Source organism: Lientehia hominis (assembly GCF_021044755.1).
In the GTDB taxonomy this organism is placed as follows: domain Bacteria; phylum Bacillota; class Clostridia; order Lachnospirales; family Lachnospiraceae; genus Lientehia; species Lientehia hominis.
In genome coordinates, this window is the sequence record NZ_JAJNOR010000004.1 from 181,445 (window position 1) to 197,376 (window position 15,932).

Sequence of the window (15,932 nt, forward strand, 5' to 3'; positions counted from 1 at the left end):
CCCTCCTTTGATTATATATGAGCCTTTTGCTCAAAAAGCGGCGGTACATTTTGCACCGCCGCAGGATAGTAGGTTATCGATAATAATTTACTGCATTTCCAAGCAGTTTAAGTTCTTGTTTTAAATTTTGCTTTACAGCAGGAACCGCGTTTTTTACCAGTTCTGAAATGGTCGGAATTGTGTCTTTGATCACATCGCCGTTTACCGTTATCAGACTGTCATAATGTACGGAAACGGCATTGGTCGGATTGACTTTTGGAAATCGGACTGGATACAGTTGCTTTTGCAGATATATGGCTGGATTATTTGCAAATTCATAGAGTGCGTCAGTCGCCTTCCTGTTAAATACAGCTTCTCCGCCGGAAAATGGAGTGAGGAGGCCGTCCTTGGTCATAATTGCTTCCAGACCTGATTCGTTCGTCAGATGAAGTCCTTTTTTGGCATATATGGTACCCGAAGCATATTTCTTGCCTTTAAAAGAATCCAATATCATCTGGACGATTTCTTCCATAGATGATGAACCAGACTGCAGGGTAGCAATCTTATGCTGCAGATCCTTCCACCGCTGATCCTCAGTAAAAGATCCTATAGAACCAGGCACGTTACTGTAATTACTTGTTATGATAGACTGGAGATAGTCGGGTGAATGTATGGGACCGGTCGTCACATTTCCAATCCCGATTCCCATGGAATTTAGGATGAACAGGTATTCCTGCATGGCTGTTACGGCACTTTCCCATGGAGCAGTCAGAGCATTGCCAATTTCCATACCGTAGTTTCCTGCAATGGCTTTTATACTCGCCAACACTGCTTCAGAATCAGTTCCCGCTTCAGACAAGATTGCCGCGATAGCTGCATTTTGATAATCCAGATCCTGTTTGACCATATCGGTTCGTTCTTCCTGCATTTTTTTGAAATTCTCGGTGTCTTTATCCAAGTATTCCAGTTGTTCATCATATGCGCGGTCTTCCTGTAATTCGGTCAGTTCCTTTTTTGCGTCAGAAATCTCCTGCATCAGCTGTTCACGCTTGGCCTGGGCTTCTCTGCTGTTTACTCCCGTCAAAGAAGCGTATTCTGCTTCCAGTTTTGAAATGGCATCGGACTGCTCTGAAACCTTTTTATTATAGTTGTCTAAATCCTTTTGCGTTCGGAGCGCTTCTTTTTTCGCATCATTTAGCTTTGAATAGGCATCCGTTTCTTTCTCAATGCCTTCGGCGATCAGCTTTACTATGGAGTCTTTGTATTTTTTTATATCTCCTGCTGCGTCACGCTGCAGCTGGGAATATTCTTTTACCGTCTCGTTATATTCATTTTGTGAGATATTTCCATTTTTTAAGTCTTTACGCAGAGCGGATAGGGCGTCAGAATACTGACGGGATTTCAGAACAGCCAGTTCAATCTGCTGTCCATACAAGCCGACCATCGCTTTCCCCTCTGCCGTGGTTCCGCCGTTGTCATCGAAGAGCAGAGAGTTGTCATATAGATTGATCAGATCGGATAATTCACTTTCGGCGTCTTTGAGGACATCAATACCCTTGTCAAATTTTTCCCATCTTAATTCATACAACTCGTTTTTCAGTTTTTCCACAGAAGATTCAGTTTTGGTTATGGCCGTTTCCGTATCATAAATCTTAGACATCCAGTCATGCCATTCAGTGGAATATTTTTGAATGACACCCTGGCTCATGAGGCTTTGCAGCTGATTTTTGAGATTATCCAGCTCTGCGTTAAGCTTCCCGTTAATGGTGACCTGACGGTCGATCATGTAATTATACTGAGATTCTGTATTGTCGATTCCCTTTGTATCCGCCAGGTCCATGTAAGCTTTCATTCGGTTTGAGAGAGACTCCTGATAATCGATTCTCGCATCAGCCCATTTTACAACAGTATCCAGCTTTTGAAGCTGCAGTTTCTTTATTTCATTGTTTAGGCTGCGGACAGTATCATAGCAGTCCGCTGCTTTGTTATACCAGGTCTGATATTCAGAAATCTGTTCCTTTAAATTTTTATCTGTGATTGTCTGGATATCCATGGTGCCGTTTTTGATCTTATCAATATAGTCTGAAGAGAGACCGAGAGAATCGGCGTAGCTTTGATAGGAAACAGCGGCATTGTTCAGAACGGAAATGTATTCTTTTGCACTTTGGACAGCGTCATTAAGCTCATTGATGGTTTGTTCTGCGGAGAGATTGCTCGCCGTATCGTCGATAATCTTGGATATCTGGTCATAGATATCCTTCACCTTTTTCAGCCGCGTTTCCATCCAGTCAATCTGGGAGTTGAAGTCCTCTGCGGATTCCGATGCTTTTGCCATACTGCCGGAAAGTGCGGCTGCCTGAGAAAGACCGGCGAGGTCTCTTATGATATTTTTACCGGAGGTGACAGAAGAGACCGATGAACCGTCTGCCAACGCTGTTCCCTGTGCCAATGCCATACCGCGTCCGTTTATCCGCCCTCGTTCTAACAGTGTCTCAGACTGCTGATGGTTAAATACGATTGCCCCGGCGGGAAGATAGGTGAATTCTGCGCCTGCGTTTCCGACGGTATGCCATCTTCCGGAGCTGGGATCAACAATAATTTCCGGTCCCAGTTCCCCAACCAGCGCTGTTCCGCCCGATTTGATCCCCCAGCTTCCGCCTGCCGCAGAGCCGCCGGAAGAGCCTTTTTTTGTGGAACCGCCGGAGCCTGTATTTGCTACACGATACTGGACATATCGGATGATATCGGGAAAACTGTAGGGAAGCATGCCAACATTGGCTTTATACATGACACTACGCATCAAAGGGGGGAGAATAGGATTCAGGAGTGACCGGCTGGCATCTGCTCGATAACCTAGTTGAACTGATACATGCGGGTTAGAATTCTGGAGTTGAGCGGCAATTGCTTCCGGTGAGGAAGTATCCGTGATTCCAAGGCTTGCCAGAATAGTAGGATGGAGCTGCTGAATCTGTTCATAATATCCCAAAATGCTTCCTTCCGCAGAAGAGGTATCGGTGCTGACGTCAGTTTGGATATTAATGTTGCCGTAGTTTTCTTGGAAAGCATATAATAATCCGGCTGCCTGTTCCATTTCTCCGTTTACAAAGGAAGTGTCTACAGACATCACAGTGGGATTATCCAACTGGCTGAGACAATCGCTAATAACCATATTGGCGTTTTCTACAGATGAAGTATCGACATCAAAAGCTTTGGCGGCAACAGCGTCTTCCATCTGGTCATTTAAACTATAAAGTCTTTCTTCTGCACCTGTGACCTGAGAGGAGTCCAAACTAATTCCCAAGCTATCTTCTTTCTCAACTGCATTTATTAGATCAGACAAAGTTTTAATGGAACCGTTATCGTCATTCATGATGATATCATAAGCTATGCCTATCTGCGTTTCGGTCAGCGTACCGCTTAAAGAATCTTTTGAAATACCGGTCATGGTTTCGATTTGACTTAAAAGGTTATCTGCTTGAAATTCATCACCTTCGCCATCTGCACTTTCTAGTGTGATTCCGTATTTCAGACGAAAATTAATCTTTTCTTGTTCATTATCTGCGTCACTGCCAAGTATTTCTTCAGTGAGTTGTTCAATTTTATCTTTGTAGTCGTCAAAAATAAATTCATTAGGATTCAGGGAAAGAAATTCTTTATAAGCAGATTTTTTCTCTTCGGAACTTGTAATATTTCTAATTTCATCTTCAATTTGTTGTTGTAATTCCTCAGGACTGCCATAATTAAAATTAGAAAAATCCATATTACTTATCGCTGCTTTAATAATATTTTGAGTATCCGGGGCAGAATCCAGATATTGATTACTTTTCGTGATATCAGATAGAAGAGCAGAGGCAAGATAAGTATTGGCGGTTTGCAGATTTTTTTCTTGTTTTGTATTGGAAAGGTGATTCATAAGCTGTGTGATAAAAGCTTCCTGCTCAGACTCTGATAATTTTTCTGTAAGAAGAACTGTCTCATCAATAAGTTCTTCTGATCGAAGCTTATAACTAATGCCAGCTTCTTCAGCAGCTTGTTCAATAATTTCTTTAAGCTTGTACTTGCCGGGATCAGTATTTTTGAGATGAAATACGCCAAACCCTTTTTTTTGACTAAAATTATTATTTATCCAGTCTTCTTCTGTATATTTTTTATACTTATCATATTGTGGAGAATCGTAAATTTCTCTTGATGGTTTTACTTTATTGAATGTGAGCTTTGATTCTTCATAAATCTGTGGTAAATTTCCTTGAATTTCAAGGCGACTAGCTTGGCGCTCTTCTTCTATGAAATCGTTTAACATTTTTCTGGATGAATCAGCGTTTTGTCCTAATTCTAAAATTTTATTTCCATATATATCATAATGATATGCTAAGTCAGGATAGAGGTCCGCCAATTCATTGTTTAGTTCCAGAAATTCTTCATACTCTTTTGTAGAAAGTTTATTCGTTTTGTTTCCGTTTAAATCAACGCCCTTCAAAAGTTGATCGTATCTAGCAGCTTTTTTTTGAGCGGCAGGATAAGTTGAATTAAATTCTTGATCAATCATTTTGATATTGTTCCGGGCTTCTAAACCTTCTGTTTTAATGGTTTCTTTTTCATGAATTGCCTTATTTAAATTATCTTCTCCGTAACTAAGAAGCTTTCCCAGTAAGAGATTGGCAAGTATAGTTAAAAGCGATGTAAGATCATTAAATATAGGTAGGCTACCTCCGCTAAAAGAATTAGGTTTTATTGCGGATGTTCTTTGTATTGGAATATCATTGTCTTTATTTGTTTGTATCATTGAACTGTTATTTATGTTTGAATAACATAGTACATTTGATGCATTTACTGGATTATTATTTTTATAAATCAGAGCTATATTGTACTGTACAGTTTAAAAATCTAACACATAGGTATAATGATAAATATACCGATATTTCAGGTGATGTGTTCACCTTAGCTCGTGACTATTCCTTTCTGAAACTGCTTTGTGAATTCCAGATTCCCATTATAGTCGATGAACGTTCCTCTGCAGGGGGATAGAGGCTTCGCTGCAGATTCCTCATACCTCAGACTTATTACTATAAACAATCCCTTTCAGGTTGCCCGCCATGAAATCTATTTATACCCCTGATTTTCCATGGTTTAGTATCTGAGGGTTAACGAGTTACCCTGTTCGCAATATCAGACGAAACACATTTTTTACATGTGCCAGTTTCGGTTGTTTTCTATGCAATCTCTTGTCTGAAGAAATTATATCTTATACAGACTCGTTCCGCATTACTGCCAGATTGCAGCGGGCATTCTGCTAATAACAGTCGGAGAGGAGCATTTTTAAAACCTCTCACCCGCATTTTGAAGTGAACTATTTTGATGAATTTGTATAGGAGATTGATCTTCAAAAAGTGTGGAGATTCTACGAGTCTCTTTTGGGAGTTTATTTATTATGTTTAATAAACTATAAATATCATTAGTTGAACCTGCAGTTTGAAGGCCAGAAGAATAGCTGTCGTAAGCCTGCTGACCAAGTTTAAAAAAGGTTTTTTTAAGATTGTTAAAGTCTATTCCCTTTGTATCAAAATCTAGTTTTATCTTAAATGATTGAGAAGAGAATTTGTCCAGCTGTTGCTGAAGTTTATCTATTTCTATAAGTTTATTCAGTTCGGTAGTGACTCCTGTACGATAATCACTCATGGTTTATCATACTCCTTTCTGAAAAGTTATGATAAATAATCATACTTTTTACGTTAATATATGATTCAGCTGACTTGCTTTTTGGTATTTATGTCCGTATTTGATTTCAAACCATATTTTGTCATATGTTCCGCAAGCTTCTCCAGATCAAAATTAAGCTCACTCATTTTTTTTATGATATCGGCTTTTTCTTCGAGAGTGAACTTTGCTTCTACCTTATTGGAGTTTTCTACTTTTTCTGCCTGAGCTTTGGCCAGGCGTTCCATTTCCTTGACAGCTTTGTTTTCAGCTTTCAGCTTCTTGATTTCTCTTTTTAGATATTCGCAGATACAGGCTTCGACAGCAGGGAAGGAATGAATCTGTGTTTGTTTTTCATATTCGATCATTTCTCCGGCATACATTTCAATTGAAGAGACGAGGCTCCGGTTCTTTATAAAGAAACCATAGAGTTCAATGTTATCGATATAATCTGGATAATCAGGGGATTCTTCCCCGTCTTCTGGAATCAGGATCAGTCCATCCGTCAGCTTGCTGTAGAACAGTCCGACGAGAGCCCTTTCCGCTTGGGTGGGCAGATAAATCTGCTGATGGTTTTCCGGTGTATCCCCGGAAATAGAAACAAAGGCGTTCTGCGCGACGATTCTGGCATACATTTCGATTTCGGAAAATGTAAGATTTTTTTTCAGCATTATCTTATCAAAATTCACATTCATGATAAATCCTCCGGGATTAAATTATAAGTTGATAAAAGAAAAAGACCGCCTGTTCCGGCGGCCTGGGCTAAGATATTGGGTTTTATTGGTTCTTTTATGGGCAATCCTATCCTGTTTAGTCAAGCGAGAATATATCTTCAATTGTCACATTTAAAGCTTTTGCCAGCTTCAGCGCAGTGACAATGGAAGGATTCGCAGTATGACCGTTTTCAATATTGCTGATGATACTGCGTTTCACACCGGATTTGATCGCGAGTTGCTGTTGACTTAAGTTACTGTCCCACCTCAATTGCTGTAATTTGTTTTTCATAGATTCATACACCGCTTTTATCTGATAGTAGTTGAAAGTAATAAAGTTTTATATTTTAACTAATATTATCATAGAAAGCTGTATGAATTGGGTACGACTTTTTGAAGAGACGGCTGTAATAAAGGAGCTGCGAGAGCCGTTGTATATTAATAGGGTATTTTTTTAGGCGTAAGTTCTATTCGGATGTGCAATCCGGAGAAGCCGAAAACTGTGTTTTCAAAGCCATAAGAAGCTCTTCAATGGTTTTTCCTGATTTTTTCAGTTCCTTATTCAGTTTTATAAGATCTTCTTTTTCTTTTTCATCTAAAAGTATTTCCAGCTGTCTTTTTGTGTCGTTCAGTTCTTTTTCCTTTGAGAGGATGAGCTTTTGTGTGGCTTCAATCTTTTCTTCCAGAGTATAGTTCTTTTTTCCTCTTGGCATCTTTCCTACCTCCATTACTATAAGATATTCTGGTATTGTCCAGTTTATCATTCATTTCAGAAAAAAGTGAGAGAAAAGAAGAAGAGCATCATCGAATCATCCACCCGGTATCATACTCTCTCCATTTTTTAAAGAGAAGTACAGTATCCTTTTTTAAGAAAATAAAGACGATTTTATCGTCAAAGCCTGGTTCTACCCATAAAGGAAAAACATTTTGAGACATATAATAATAGGCCTGTTTTGGATTGATGATTTTTATGGTAATTCTATCCTTGTATTTTTCTTTGATAAAAGCCTGTAAATCAAATTCCTGATTGATTTTTTTCAGTCCCTTCTGTAATCATGAGAATTGTATTAATCGTAAAAAATATGGTGTACAATTGCTAATATGAATTGTACACCATATTTTTACTCAATACAATTCATCTGTTTCACGGAGTGTATCTCTGTGTCAATACTGGTTGTGATCCGTAAGTGACGGATCCATAATTAATATTTAATCATTTCGATCATGACAGGTGAGTCAGCTTCTCTCTGTACTTCACATTCAAAGGTCTGTACGGAGGGATCGCCCTCTGCGGCAAAACTTAAAGTAAGGCCGGAGCTCCACTTGAGAGAAGGAATGACAATCTGGAAAGATTCATCCTTTCCAGTAGAAGCATTGCGGACAACGGTATCACCGACCAGCTTATATGTGCCGGAGAAATTCTCACTGTCGATCACATAGGTCTCTGCGGTATCCGAACTCATGTAGCTGTAGTATACAATTACACGCTTACCACCAGCAGCTGCGATTCCGCCTGATCCCAGAGTAAGTACTTTTTCACTTAAAGTAGCGCCTGTCATATCCACAGGAGTACCACAGTCATCATCAGCCAGGTATACCAGGATATTGGATACCTCTTCATTAGGTTTAAATGCCAAGTTGATAGCACCGTCGGAAGAGCAAGTCAGAAGATGACTTCCGCCCTTGTCTTTTGCAATACCGTCTACGACATCCCATTCTGTTTTCTGGCACATCTGGATGGATTTCGTGCCTGTCTTTCTGGCGAGGCCGGAAACCAGCTCCAGAGATTTGGGAGACAGGAGCGCATCCTCGATCTTCATGGTCGCTTCTTTGTTGATTTCCCATGTGAGCAGCTTGGAATTTCCTCTGCCTCCGCGGGCGTATACCTTCTCTGTCGTCACGGCGATCTCAGAGGTTTTTAAAGTATCGAACCGGATGACAGGTTTTCCTGTCGCCATATCATAGAGTACTGCGTCTAAAACTTCCTTTGCGCCAAATTTACCATTTGCCATTTGAATATCCTCCTTGAAATAGATGGAGACCGGATGAGACCGGCCTGTTAGATTATGGTTTCTTTATTTTTGTGAGCCAGTGCTGCATATGAAGCTCTTCGCTTTTTGCACCAGCCAGCAAAGCTTGTATATTTACGTGATAATCATCCATTATCTTCAGTCGGTTAAACTGATTATTGAACTGGTAGATGTCATATTTATCATAGACATCCTGAAGAGGAAGGTGTTCCGCCTCTGCAAAGATACTGATCAGATCTGCCATCGAAAGGCCTTCATTCTCGTCACTTCCTACATTGGATTTTAGTTTACTGACTTTTTCTCTTAATTTTTTTCGCCTTTCCAGCAGGGATTTTGTCCTGGCGTCGGCGGGGTTTTCCTCATTCCAGTCTTCGGAATCGGTCAAACAGAACCGCTCCCGGATAATTTCACGAAAACTACCGTAATTGTGGCTCCCCAGGATGAAAAAATCATCCGGTTCATTGCCAATGATGAAGCCTGAGTCCAATTGAAAAATAACATGTTTACGGAAAAGAAGTTCCAGAAATACGGGAATAGAAATCCATAGAGGAGTATCTTCAAAGTTTTCTGGCAGAATTCCTGCCTCCATTTGTTTTTGTTCCCGGTATAAGTTAAATGCCATCATCAGATAGGTAGACGGCGTTATGTTTTCTGGGAGAAGCGCTCTTGTTTTTTCATCGTCCATACATAAGATTCCGATGATGCTCTGGGCCTTTGAATATCCGAAATCCACCATTTTTCCCAGTGATATTTTATATATGGGGTGGTTTTCAAAATAGAGTTCGCTACCTTTGAGAAGCCGGTGTTCCAAATCCGTCTTGTTCAAACGATCACCGCCTGATCTGTATTCCAGGTATCGAACTCCAGGCATTTATAGGTCAGCTGTTTCCCGTAAAACCCTTCTGAAGGGGTAAAATAGGAAACGGATTCCAGCTTGAGTTTTCCGATTCCAAATTTTCCGGAACCGTTTAAAAGAGTGTCCACCGCATCTGCGATCAGATCAGGAAGTGTGGCGGCCTGGTCTTTTCCGGCCCGGTCCATGATGCTTTGGGGGCAATAAGCCCAGACCATGACTTTCATATCCTTGTATACGAGATTCAGGGTACGCGGGATATCTACCTCCACACATAAGTATGGCTTCGCTTCTGCAGCGGGATCCGGGATGTGAAGGTAGGGAAATACATAGATGTAGTTTAGATCCTCTTTTGCCGTTTCTGCATGATAGCTGTCACCCAGCAGGTAACCTGCAATCTCTTCTGACTGGAAGATTCCGGACAGAATGTTATCTTTATAGAGGCTGATCTCATTCAAAGTCATATCAGACACCTCCGTTTGCAGGACCGTTTTCAATCAGCTGCTTGAACATTTGATGAAGGCCGGTGGAGGCCAGACCGCTCACTGCACCTGCAACGATGACAGAAAGACTGACCGTCCGGCTGACTGTACATGCCAGAGCAGCCCCAATGATGCAGAGGATAGTCGGAATCCATTTGTTGTCCACGTCTTGTATCCATTTCTTCAGAATGTACCCGATGACCAAACATGCAAGCAGCACGAGCGGGATATACATATCAGTGATAAATGTCAAATCCATTTTAGTTCTCCTTACGATAAAGAAGGGATAGATATCCCAGTGTTCTCCCGATAGCTGCGAAGGTGGAAAAACCCAGCTCACGGAGTTTCATAGCTTCTTTTTTTGTGATCCTCAGTATGTTATATCACTCACTTTCCTTGTTTATTTGCCGTTTTTACCGAGACCAGAGAGCTCATCTAATTTGGCAGATTCATTAAGCTTCTGATTAAAATACCGGCTGATGGATGCCTTTGCTTTGATTTTCGGAGCGCTTTTGAGGCTATGAAACATGCCCTTGTTGATTTCCTTTGCAGGAATATAGGTACATTCCAGGCTCAGGCCCTTAAATAATTTAAGAGTCATATCCTGGTGCGGGTGCGTGGAAGATAAATATTCCACTACCAGCTGTTCCATGGAACCGAAGATGCTCCGGACTGTCGCGATATCTCGGTGTTCCATTTCCGCTATACGGCGGATAAGCATTTCTTGTGTTATAGTCAATTTCATTCACCGCCTGTCATAAAATATTGATTCAGGCCGCTTATGGAAGCGCAGGAATGTGCTTCCATAGTAGAGGCCCAAATAAGATCCGATGGTTACGGGTGTTTTTCTTTTTGTTTATTTATTAAAGGACGAAGACGTCGGCCGATTTTATTTGGGGAAGAAGAGTGGAATCAAGTCCTTTTCTTTTTGCGTTCCCGATCCCAGGCTTTTCGGTATTCCTTTCGGCAGGATTCACAGCGGCAGCTCTTGGAATGGATACCGGCTTCGAACCATTCACCGCAGTCCATACATTGGATAAGCTTTGTGCTTCCCGGATTCTGGTTCCGCTTTAGATTTTCCAGGATATAAGAGCCGTAACAAAACCAGAGGGCTTCTTTGGACTTGGATTCTCTGCCGTACAGATATTTTACCAGCATATCGGACAGCTCCTGGTTCGTATGTCCAAAGCTGCTCAGCCGATTTCGCATATCCCGGGCCAGATATTCCAGGTTATGGATGTACTCATCCTGCATATTGATCTTGAAATGGTACTGTTGGTTTAATTTCGTATATAGTGCCGTTACGTTCGAATCGATCTCTGTTTCCGGGTCTGCCATGAGCCTGCGGTAATCCAGTTTGGGAATTCCGGCTTTTCGGAAATTCAGCCTGGGATTTGGGATGAGATTCCGAAGCTGGTTTACCAGGCTGCCGTTGCAGGCGGCTACTTGATCCTCTGTTTTATCCTTGGCATAGAGAAAGAACGCCGGCAGTTTCGCCTGTGTATAGGTTTTTATCAGATGGTTCTTTTCATCTGGACGTTTGGGCTTGTACAGGGTCTTCGCGTAATCGATGACGAAGTTATTTTCCATGCAAAGAAGCTTGACAGTGTCCACAGCGTCTTGTTTTTCTTGTTCGGTTCCAGAGAGAAAGACCTCATGATTCCAGACCTTTGCTATGTTATTGCTGTAAATACCGATATTTCCTCCGGTAAATGCTGCGTTCAGTCCCTGATAGATGCTTTCCTGACTTAAAAGACATGGAGCGGATTTTTTCATATTATAGTAAAGAGGGACGACTCCTTTCATATTCCGTTCGGCGACGGAGATGAGATACTTGTCGGCGGCTACGAGCGCTTTGTCCCCATCCACGTCGAACTGGAGGAGCCGGCTGATCAGATCCCGGGAACTGGTATACAGGCCGTCGGTGGCAAACCATTTTTTCAGAAGCTGTTTTTTGGAAGAGGGTGCTCTGACAGCGGCATTGTATCGGATGGCATGTTCTTTGTATAGATGAGGACTTCTCAGACAATCCAATTTTTCAGCCTTGGGATACAACCGGCAATATACTTCTCCGTCATCCAAAAGTCCTGCGGGCTGGTCCACATGACCGAACCAATGCTCGCACGCGGCATAAAGATCCGGAAGGATGAAGGTATATTTTCCGTCGATCTCCAGACGGCCGGATCTATATTCCCGGACCATCCGGTCTTTCATGCCCCGAACTATGGTTTTCATATATGGATCGCCAATCAGGGCGGGATATAATTTTACGGCGTTCTGCAAACTGGTCATGCGGCTGTTATAAGAAGTGACGCCGAATATCTTCATCAGGCTCTCGATGGAGGAGCACATATGATTAAGCTTGTCTACGGATTTTGCCGCCAGAAGGCGGACCTCATCCGGGGAGATATCCGTGAGAGTTTGGAGCATCTGATAATTGATCTTTGCATCCTTTATGTATTTTTCCTCCGGGTTGCAGAGCCCGGCGGTACAGCCGTACTTCTTATAGAAACCTATGTATTCTTCCCAGGAGCTGTAGTAGCGGTGCATCTTGAACTGGCTCCTTGTAAATATGATCCGGATGTCCTCGGATATCAGATTGTGTTCCTGTCCATAGATATCCCGGACAATGGGAGAGTATTTCTTTTCTTCTATGAAAGACCGGTAATCAAATACACAGAGCAGTCCTTTTATCCATGGAGCCCGGAACATGACATTGCGGTCCAGTACGGAAGGGAGCATCATTCCGGCGCCGTCTGTGTGGGTAATGTTGACCGTATCGTTTCTCCTGGTAATGGAATAAGTTTCGTCATCAATGAAATCTAAAATACCGGATACCGGTGTCTCAAAATCGTCAATGACGATGGTTTTGTCAATGTCGAAATCCTCCCAACGGTCTGTGGCAGAATTGGAGAGGGCCATATAAGCCAGATGTTTGTTGACATTGTTTCCGCCCTTTAAATTGATCTTGTCGATGGTCAGGCCGCACATAATTGTCTTTTCATAGCGGTTCCAAGCGGACTCTTTTATAAAGACAGCTTTTTTCCTGCGGATCTGTCCTGCGGAAGAGGTGTAGTAACGGTATTTTTCGTCACGATGGAGAAAACCGAAATACGAGATATCTTTAAAAATAGAAAAGTAATATACCTGGACTACCATAATGTCTTCGGTCAATTCCCCCATTTTGATTCCCATCATGCGGGTTAGGGAGGAATCGAACAGTGATATGACGTTTCCGTCATTCAGGCTGCCTTCTCGTATACTCCGGATATGGTCCCGTCCTTGGGTGCGTTCATTCTGGAGAACTTTATTTGACAAGAGCAGAAGAAGCTTTTCTTTGGATTCTTTTGCTTTCTTTCTCTTGTGGGCGATTCGGCAGTTCCAATTCAGATATTCATATAACAGATGGGAAGTACTTGACAGGAGTTTCATTTTGCTGATATTTCCGGCCCGGAGATTCTTTAAATCTTCAGAATCATATCCGTTTTTGAAGAGAAGCTCCTCATATCGGGAAAGTTTATCGGCGGCTGAGTTCCTTTCCTGACGGTAACGGCAGTTCATACGGTGCAGGTATGCTTCCGCGTTGCTGTAGAAATTTCCGGTGTCGACGGAATAAAGGTTGATCTGTGTGTCGAGCAAGTCTTATTTCCTCCCTTCCTTTTGGAGCCAAACCATAAAATACGGATAGATTCCCTCATCGCGGATCAAACGAGTGGACAATCGATCTTTTTCAAATAGCAGCAGGTCATATATCTGATAGGTGAAAAACACATATGCAGTATGGCCGCGGCGTATCCACGAAAGGGTATCTTCTATAAAATCCCTGTAGCTTTGGTATTCAGCGTCCTGGCAGGGAAGTATTTCTGATGAAAAAGTATGAGATTTTAAAAATTGAAATGCCAGCTGCCACTGGGCATCACTTAAGTTGGGAGAGGGTTTTCCCGCGGCAGATAGCATATGTACCCACTGTTGTTCGTTATCATCTGAAATCGTCATGTAAAGCATACCTCCTTTCTGTCCGGTATCAATGTACCTTTTAATCTCTGTTCAATAGTGAAATATAATTTCAGGAATGACGTACAATATCGATAAAATAAAAAATATGATAAATAAGAGCATATCATTGTTTGGATTGTACGTCAATAGGAATTTCAGGAATAATGTATAATATTTGAGATAATATTTATGTCCCTTATTCCTACCACTTTTCGACAATTTATTGACATCAAAGTATTCCAGTGATACTTTGATATTCTAAGTGTGACCGCCGTACGGGCAAAGTGCCGTTTATATCAGGCAGAAAATATAAAAAAGAACATAAGTTCGAGATGGGTACGGAAAGCATGGCAAATATGATATCATATATATAACAGGAACAGAAAAGCCTGTATTCCTTAAGGGAAAGTACTTTGAAAAATGAATGGATAGTCTGTAGGTGTGTTTTTGAATTTTTAATTATACGTTATTCCTGATAAAATGCTTGACATAGAACTGCCGCCGTGCTATGATGTGGATATTCGGGCAGAAAGTGATTCATTTGTCCGATTTCGGCATGATTGAGATTGAGAAGGATGGTGCGGCATGTTTAACGAAAAGCAGAAGGGGGAATTTCTGGACTTCTACAGAAGTAATTTCCAGGATGCCACATATATGCGGCTTAAGAACCTTTTTCATAAGACAGAGCCCTATGAAGAAGCGAAGGGGAAGGATTTGTGCGCCATGGATGGAGAGGAGCTTGTCCATTTCCTCATAACGAATTATGATAATCAGAAGACGCTGCTTGGAGAAAAATACAGGCTGTCCCGATATTTGGAATGGTGTCAGGTAAAGGGATACTGCCAGATAAATTACCTGGGAAAGAGCCTGTGTCCCAACGATTACCTTTTGTCCAAGATGGAATCCTATAAGACCAGGTATTATATTTCCGACGAAAGATATGAGGAATATGTGGAACTGATCAGGCATTCCGGCGCCAGCGTGAATGACCTTCCCATCCTGATGTCTGTCTATGAAGGGATAGCCGGGAAGTGTTTTGAAAATCTGGTTTATCTTCAAAAGGATGATATTATAGAAGAAGGAGACGGCTATCGCGTTTCACTGGCAGACGGAACCTGCAAAAATATCAGCGGCAGACTGGCCGGGGCGCTTCTCAGCTGTTACAAGCTGGAAGAATATGTGGGAAATAAAAGACTGGTCCGTCTTAAATATTCATTTCTTCCGGAATCCATCTGGAAGAGCCGTTCTATGAAGGACAGCGAGGAAGGAATGGTCCGGAATTTTCGGAATTCCTTTAAACGGATAAAAGAAGTGACAGGAGATGAAGCACTGAACTACAGCAGCCTTTTTACATCAGGCAGATTTAACCTGGTAGTACGGGAGGCGATAAAGGCCGGGTACCGGATAAAAGAAGATCTGGAGCGGCCCAGAATAGATGAGGATACGGTGAACCGGTATCAGACGATTTTCGACAGACTACAGATGAATATAAGTTTTTCAATTTTCAAATATCGATATCAAGAATATACCCCTTATCTGTAAAGGGGTATAAACATAAGATAATTATGCGTTATTCCTGAGAATAGCGGCGCAGAAGGGGTGGGTATTGTGAAAACAATTGATTTAGTTACGCTTTTTGACATGCTGTCGGGCCATGGTGTCTATTATTTTACAAAGCCTCCGGAATATGTGGTCGTAATTCCGGAGAAGTCAAAAATAGTCCGTAAAAAATGGGAGGAGCTGGACGGATATCTGAAAGAAACTCAGAAGGACATTCTCCAGATACGAACGGACGATAACGGAAGGCAGACGATTATCTGCGTGGATGTACATTATAGTGACAGACTGATAAGGCTGTTCCTTTGCCGCAGGCAGAACACCGAATGATCATGAGATGAGCGGATTGGTGGACAGGAGGACACAGATGACTTTGAATCATCAGAAGAAGGTTCGATACCTTCATCCGCTGTTTCTTGCAGGCATGAGAGAAAAATCATCCCCGCGGAAACGTATGTCCGCGGAAAACCTTGCCGGCAGGACCCCATCCCCGGCAGAAAGGCGAAGAACCAGGAATGATAATCCAGGGAAGGTTTTCATTCCAGTAAGTTTCAATTCAATAGTCTGCGGATTTAAGGCGGTGAGAATGAGGTCTTACGAATCAGAAACAGGCTGGCCATCCCACTTT

The 15,932-nt window shown here is 41.9% G+C and carries 14 protein-coding genes and 1 tRNA gene; 3 read left to right on the top strand and 12 right to left on the bottom strand.

The genetic code is table 11. The features are described 5' to 3' along the window. Positions 1-73 precede the first annotated feature (73 nt). The 12 genes from LQE92_RS07550 to LQE92_RS07605 form a co-directional block, all read right to left on the bottom strand. Complete coding sequence (locus tag LQE92_RS07550; RefSeq protein WP_231062379.1) at positions 74-4,762, bottom strand: coiled-coil domain-containing protein; 4,689 nt, start codon at positions 4,760-4,762, stop codon at positions 74-76. Between the two features lie 533 nt (positions 4,763-5,295). Beyond that, positions 5,296-5,655 carry a hypothetical protein gene (locus LQE92_RS07555; RefSeq protein WP_231062380.1) on the bottom strand — a complete coding sequence of 120 codons (360 nt, stop codon included), beginning with the start codon at positions 5,653-5,655 and terminating at the stop codon, positions 5,296-5,298. 65 nt (positions 5,656-5,720) lie between these two features. After that, positions 5,721-6,368 (bottom strand): hypothetical protein, encoded by a 648-nt coding sequence (locus tag LQE92_RS07560; protein ID WP_231062381.1) that lies wholly within the window; start codon positions 6,366-6,368, stop codon positions 5,721-5,723. 115 nt (positions 6,369-6,483) lie between these two features. Beyond that, on the bottom strand, positions 6,484-6,678 hold the full coding sequence (locus tag LQE92_RS07565) for a helix-turn-helix transcriptional regulator (protein ID WP_231062382.1): 195 nt from the start codon (positions 6,676-6,678) through the stop codon (positions 6,484-6,486). Between the two features lie 175 nt (positions 6,679-6,853). Continuing rightward, positions 6,854-7,099, bottom strand: coding sequence for a hypothetical protein (locus LQE92_RS07570; protein ID WP_231062383.1), 246 nt, complete (start codon positions 7,097-7,099; stop codon positions 6,854-6,856). 489 nt (positions 7,100-7,588) lie between these two features. After that, on the bottom strand, positions 7,589-8,398 hold the full coding sequence (locus tag LQE92_RS07575) for a hypothetical protein (RefSeq protein WP_231062384.1): 810 nt from the start codon (positions 8,396-8,398) through the stop codon (positions 7,589-7,591). A gap of 52 nt (positions 8,399-8,450) precedes the next feature. Then, positions 8,451-9,242, bottom strand: a complete 792-nt coding sequence (locus LQE92_RS07580; protein WP_231062385.1) for a hypothetical protein — start codon at positions 9,240-9,242, stop codon at positions 8,451-8,453. Then, positions 9,239-9,733, bottom strand: coding sequence for a hypothetical protein (locus tag LQE92_RS07585; protein ID WP_231062386.1), 495 nt, complete (start codon positions 9,731-9,733; stop codon positions 9,239-9,241). The genes LQE92_RS07580 and LQE92_RS07585 overlap by 4 nt, the downstream gene beginning before the upstream one ends. Position 9,734: 1 nt before the next feature. Further along, a complete protein-coding gene (locus LQE92_RS07590) occupies positions 9,735-10,010 on the bottom strand; it encodes a phage holin family protein (RefSeq protein ID WP_231062387.1) in 276 nt (91 codons plus the stop codon). A gap of 141 nt (positions 10,011-10,151) precedes the next feature. After that, positions 10,152-10,496: a hypothetical protein gene (locus tag LQE92_RS07595; protein WP_231062388.1), complete on the bottom strand. Its 345-nt coding sequence runs from the start codon at positions 10,494-10,496 to the stop codon at positions 10,152-10,154. 167 nt (positions 10,497-10,663) lie between these two features. Next, entirely contained in the window at positions 10,664-13,390 is a 2,727-nt protein-coding gene (locus LQE92_RS07600; RefSeq protein ID WP_231062389.1) for a hypothetical protein, read from the bottom strand. A gap of 3 nt (positions 13,391-13,393) precedes the next feature. Further along, positions 13,394-13,747 (bottom strand): hypothetical protein, encoded by a 354-nt coding sequence (locus LQE92_RS07605; RefSeq protein ID WP_231062390.1) that lies wholly within the window; start codon positions 13,745-13,747, stop codon positions 13,394-13,396. A gap of 585 nt (positions 13,748-14,332) precedes the next feature. On the opposite strand from LQE92_RS07605, the gene LQE92_RS07610 reads away from it, so the two are divergent. From LQE92_RS07610 to LQE92_RS07620, 3 genes are all read left to right on the top strand, one after another. Next, the gene (locus tag LQE92_RS07610) at positions 14,333-15,289 is read left to right on the top strand and encodes a phage lytic cycle repressor MrpR family protein (protein ID WP_231062391.1); all 957 of its coding nucleotides are present in this window, start codon (positions 14,333-14,335) and stop codon (positions 15,287-15,289) included. Between the two features lie 66 nt (positions 15,290-15,355). After that, entirely contained in the window at positions 15,356-15,634 is a 279-nt protein-coding gene (locus LQE92_RS07615) for a hypothetical protein (RefSeq protein WP_231062392.1), read from the top strand. Between the two features lie 10 nt (positions 15,635-15,644). After that, positions 15,645-15,716, top strand: a tRNA-Gln gene (locus LQE92_RS07620). The last annotated feature ends 216 nt before the right edge of the window (positions 15,717-15,932 follow it).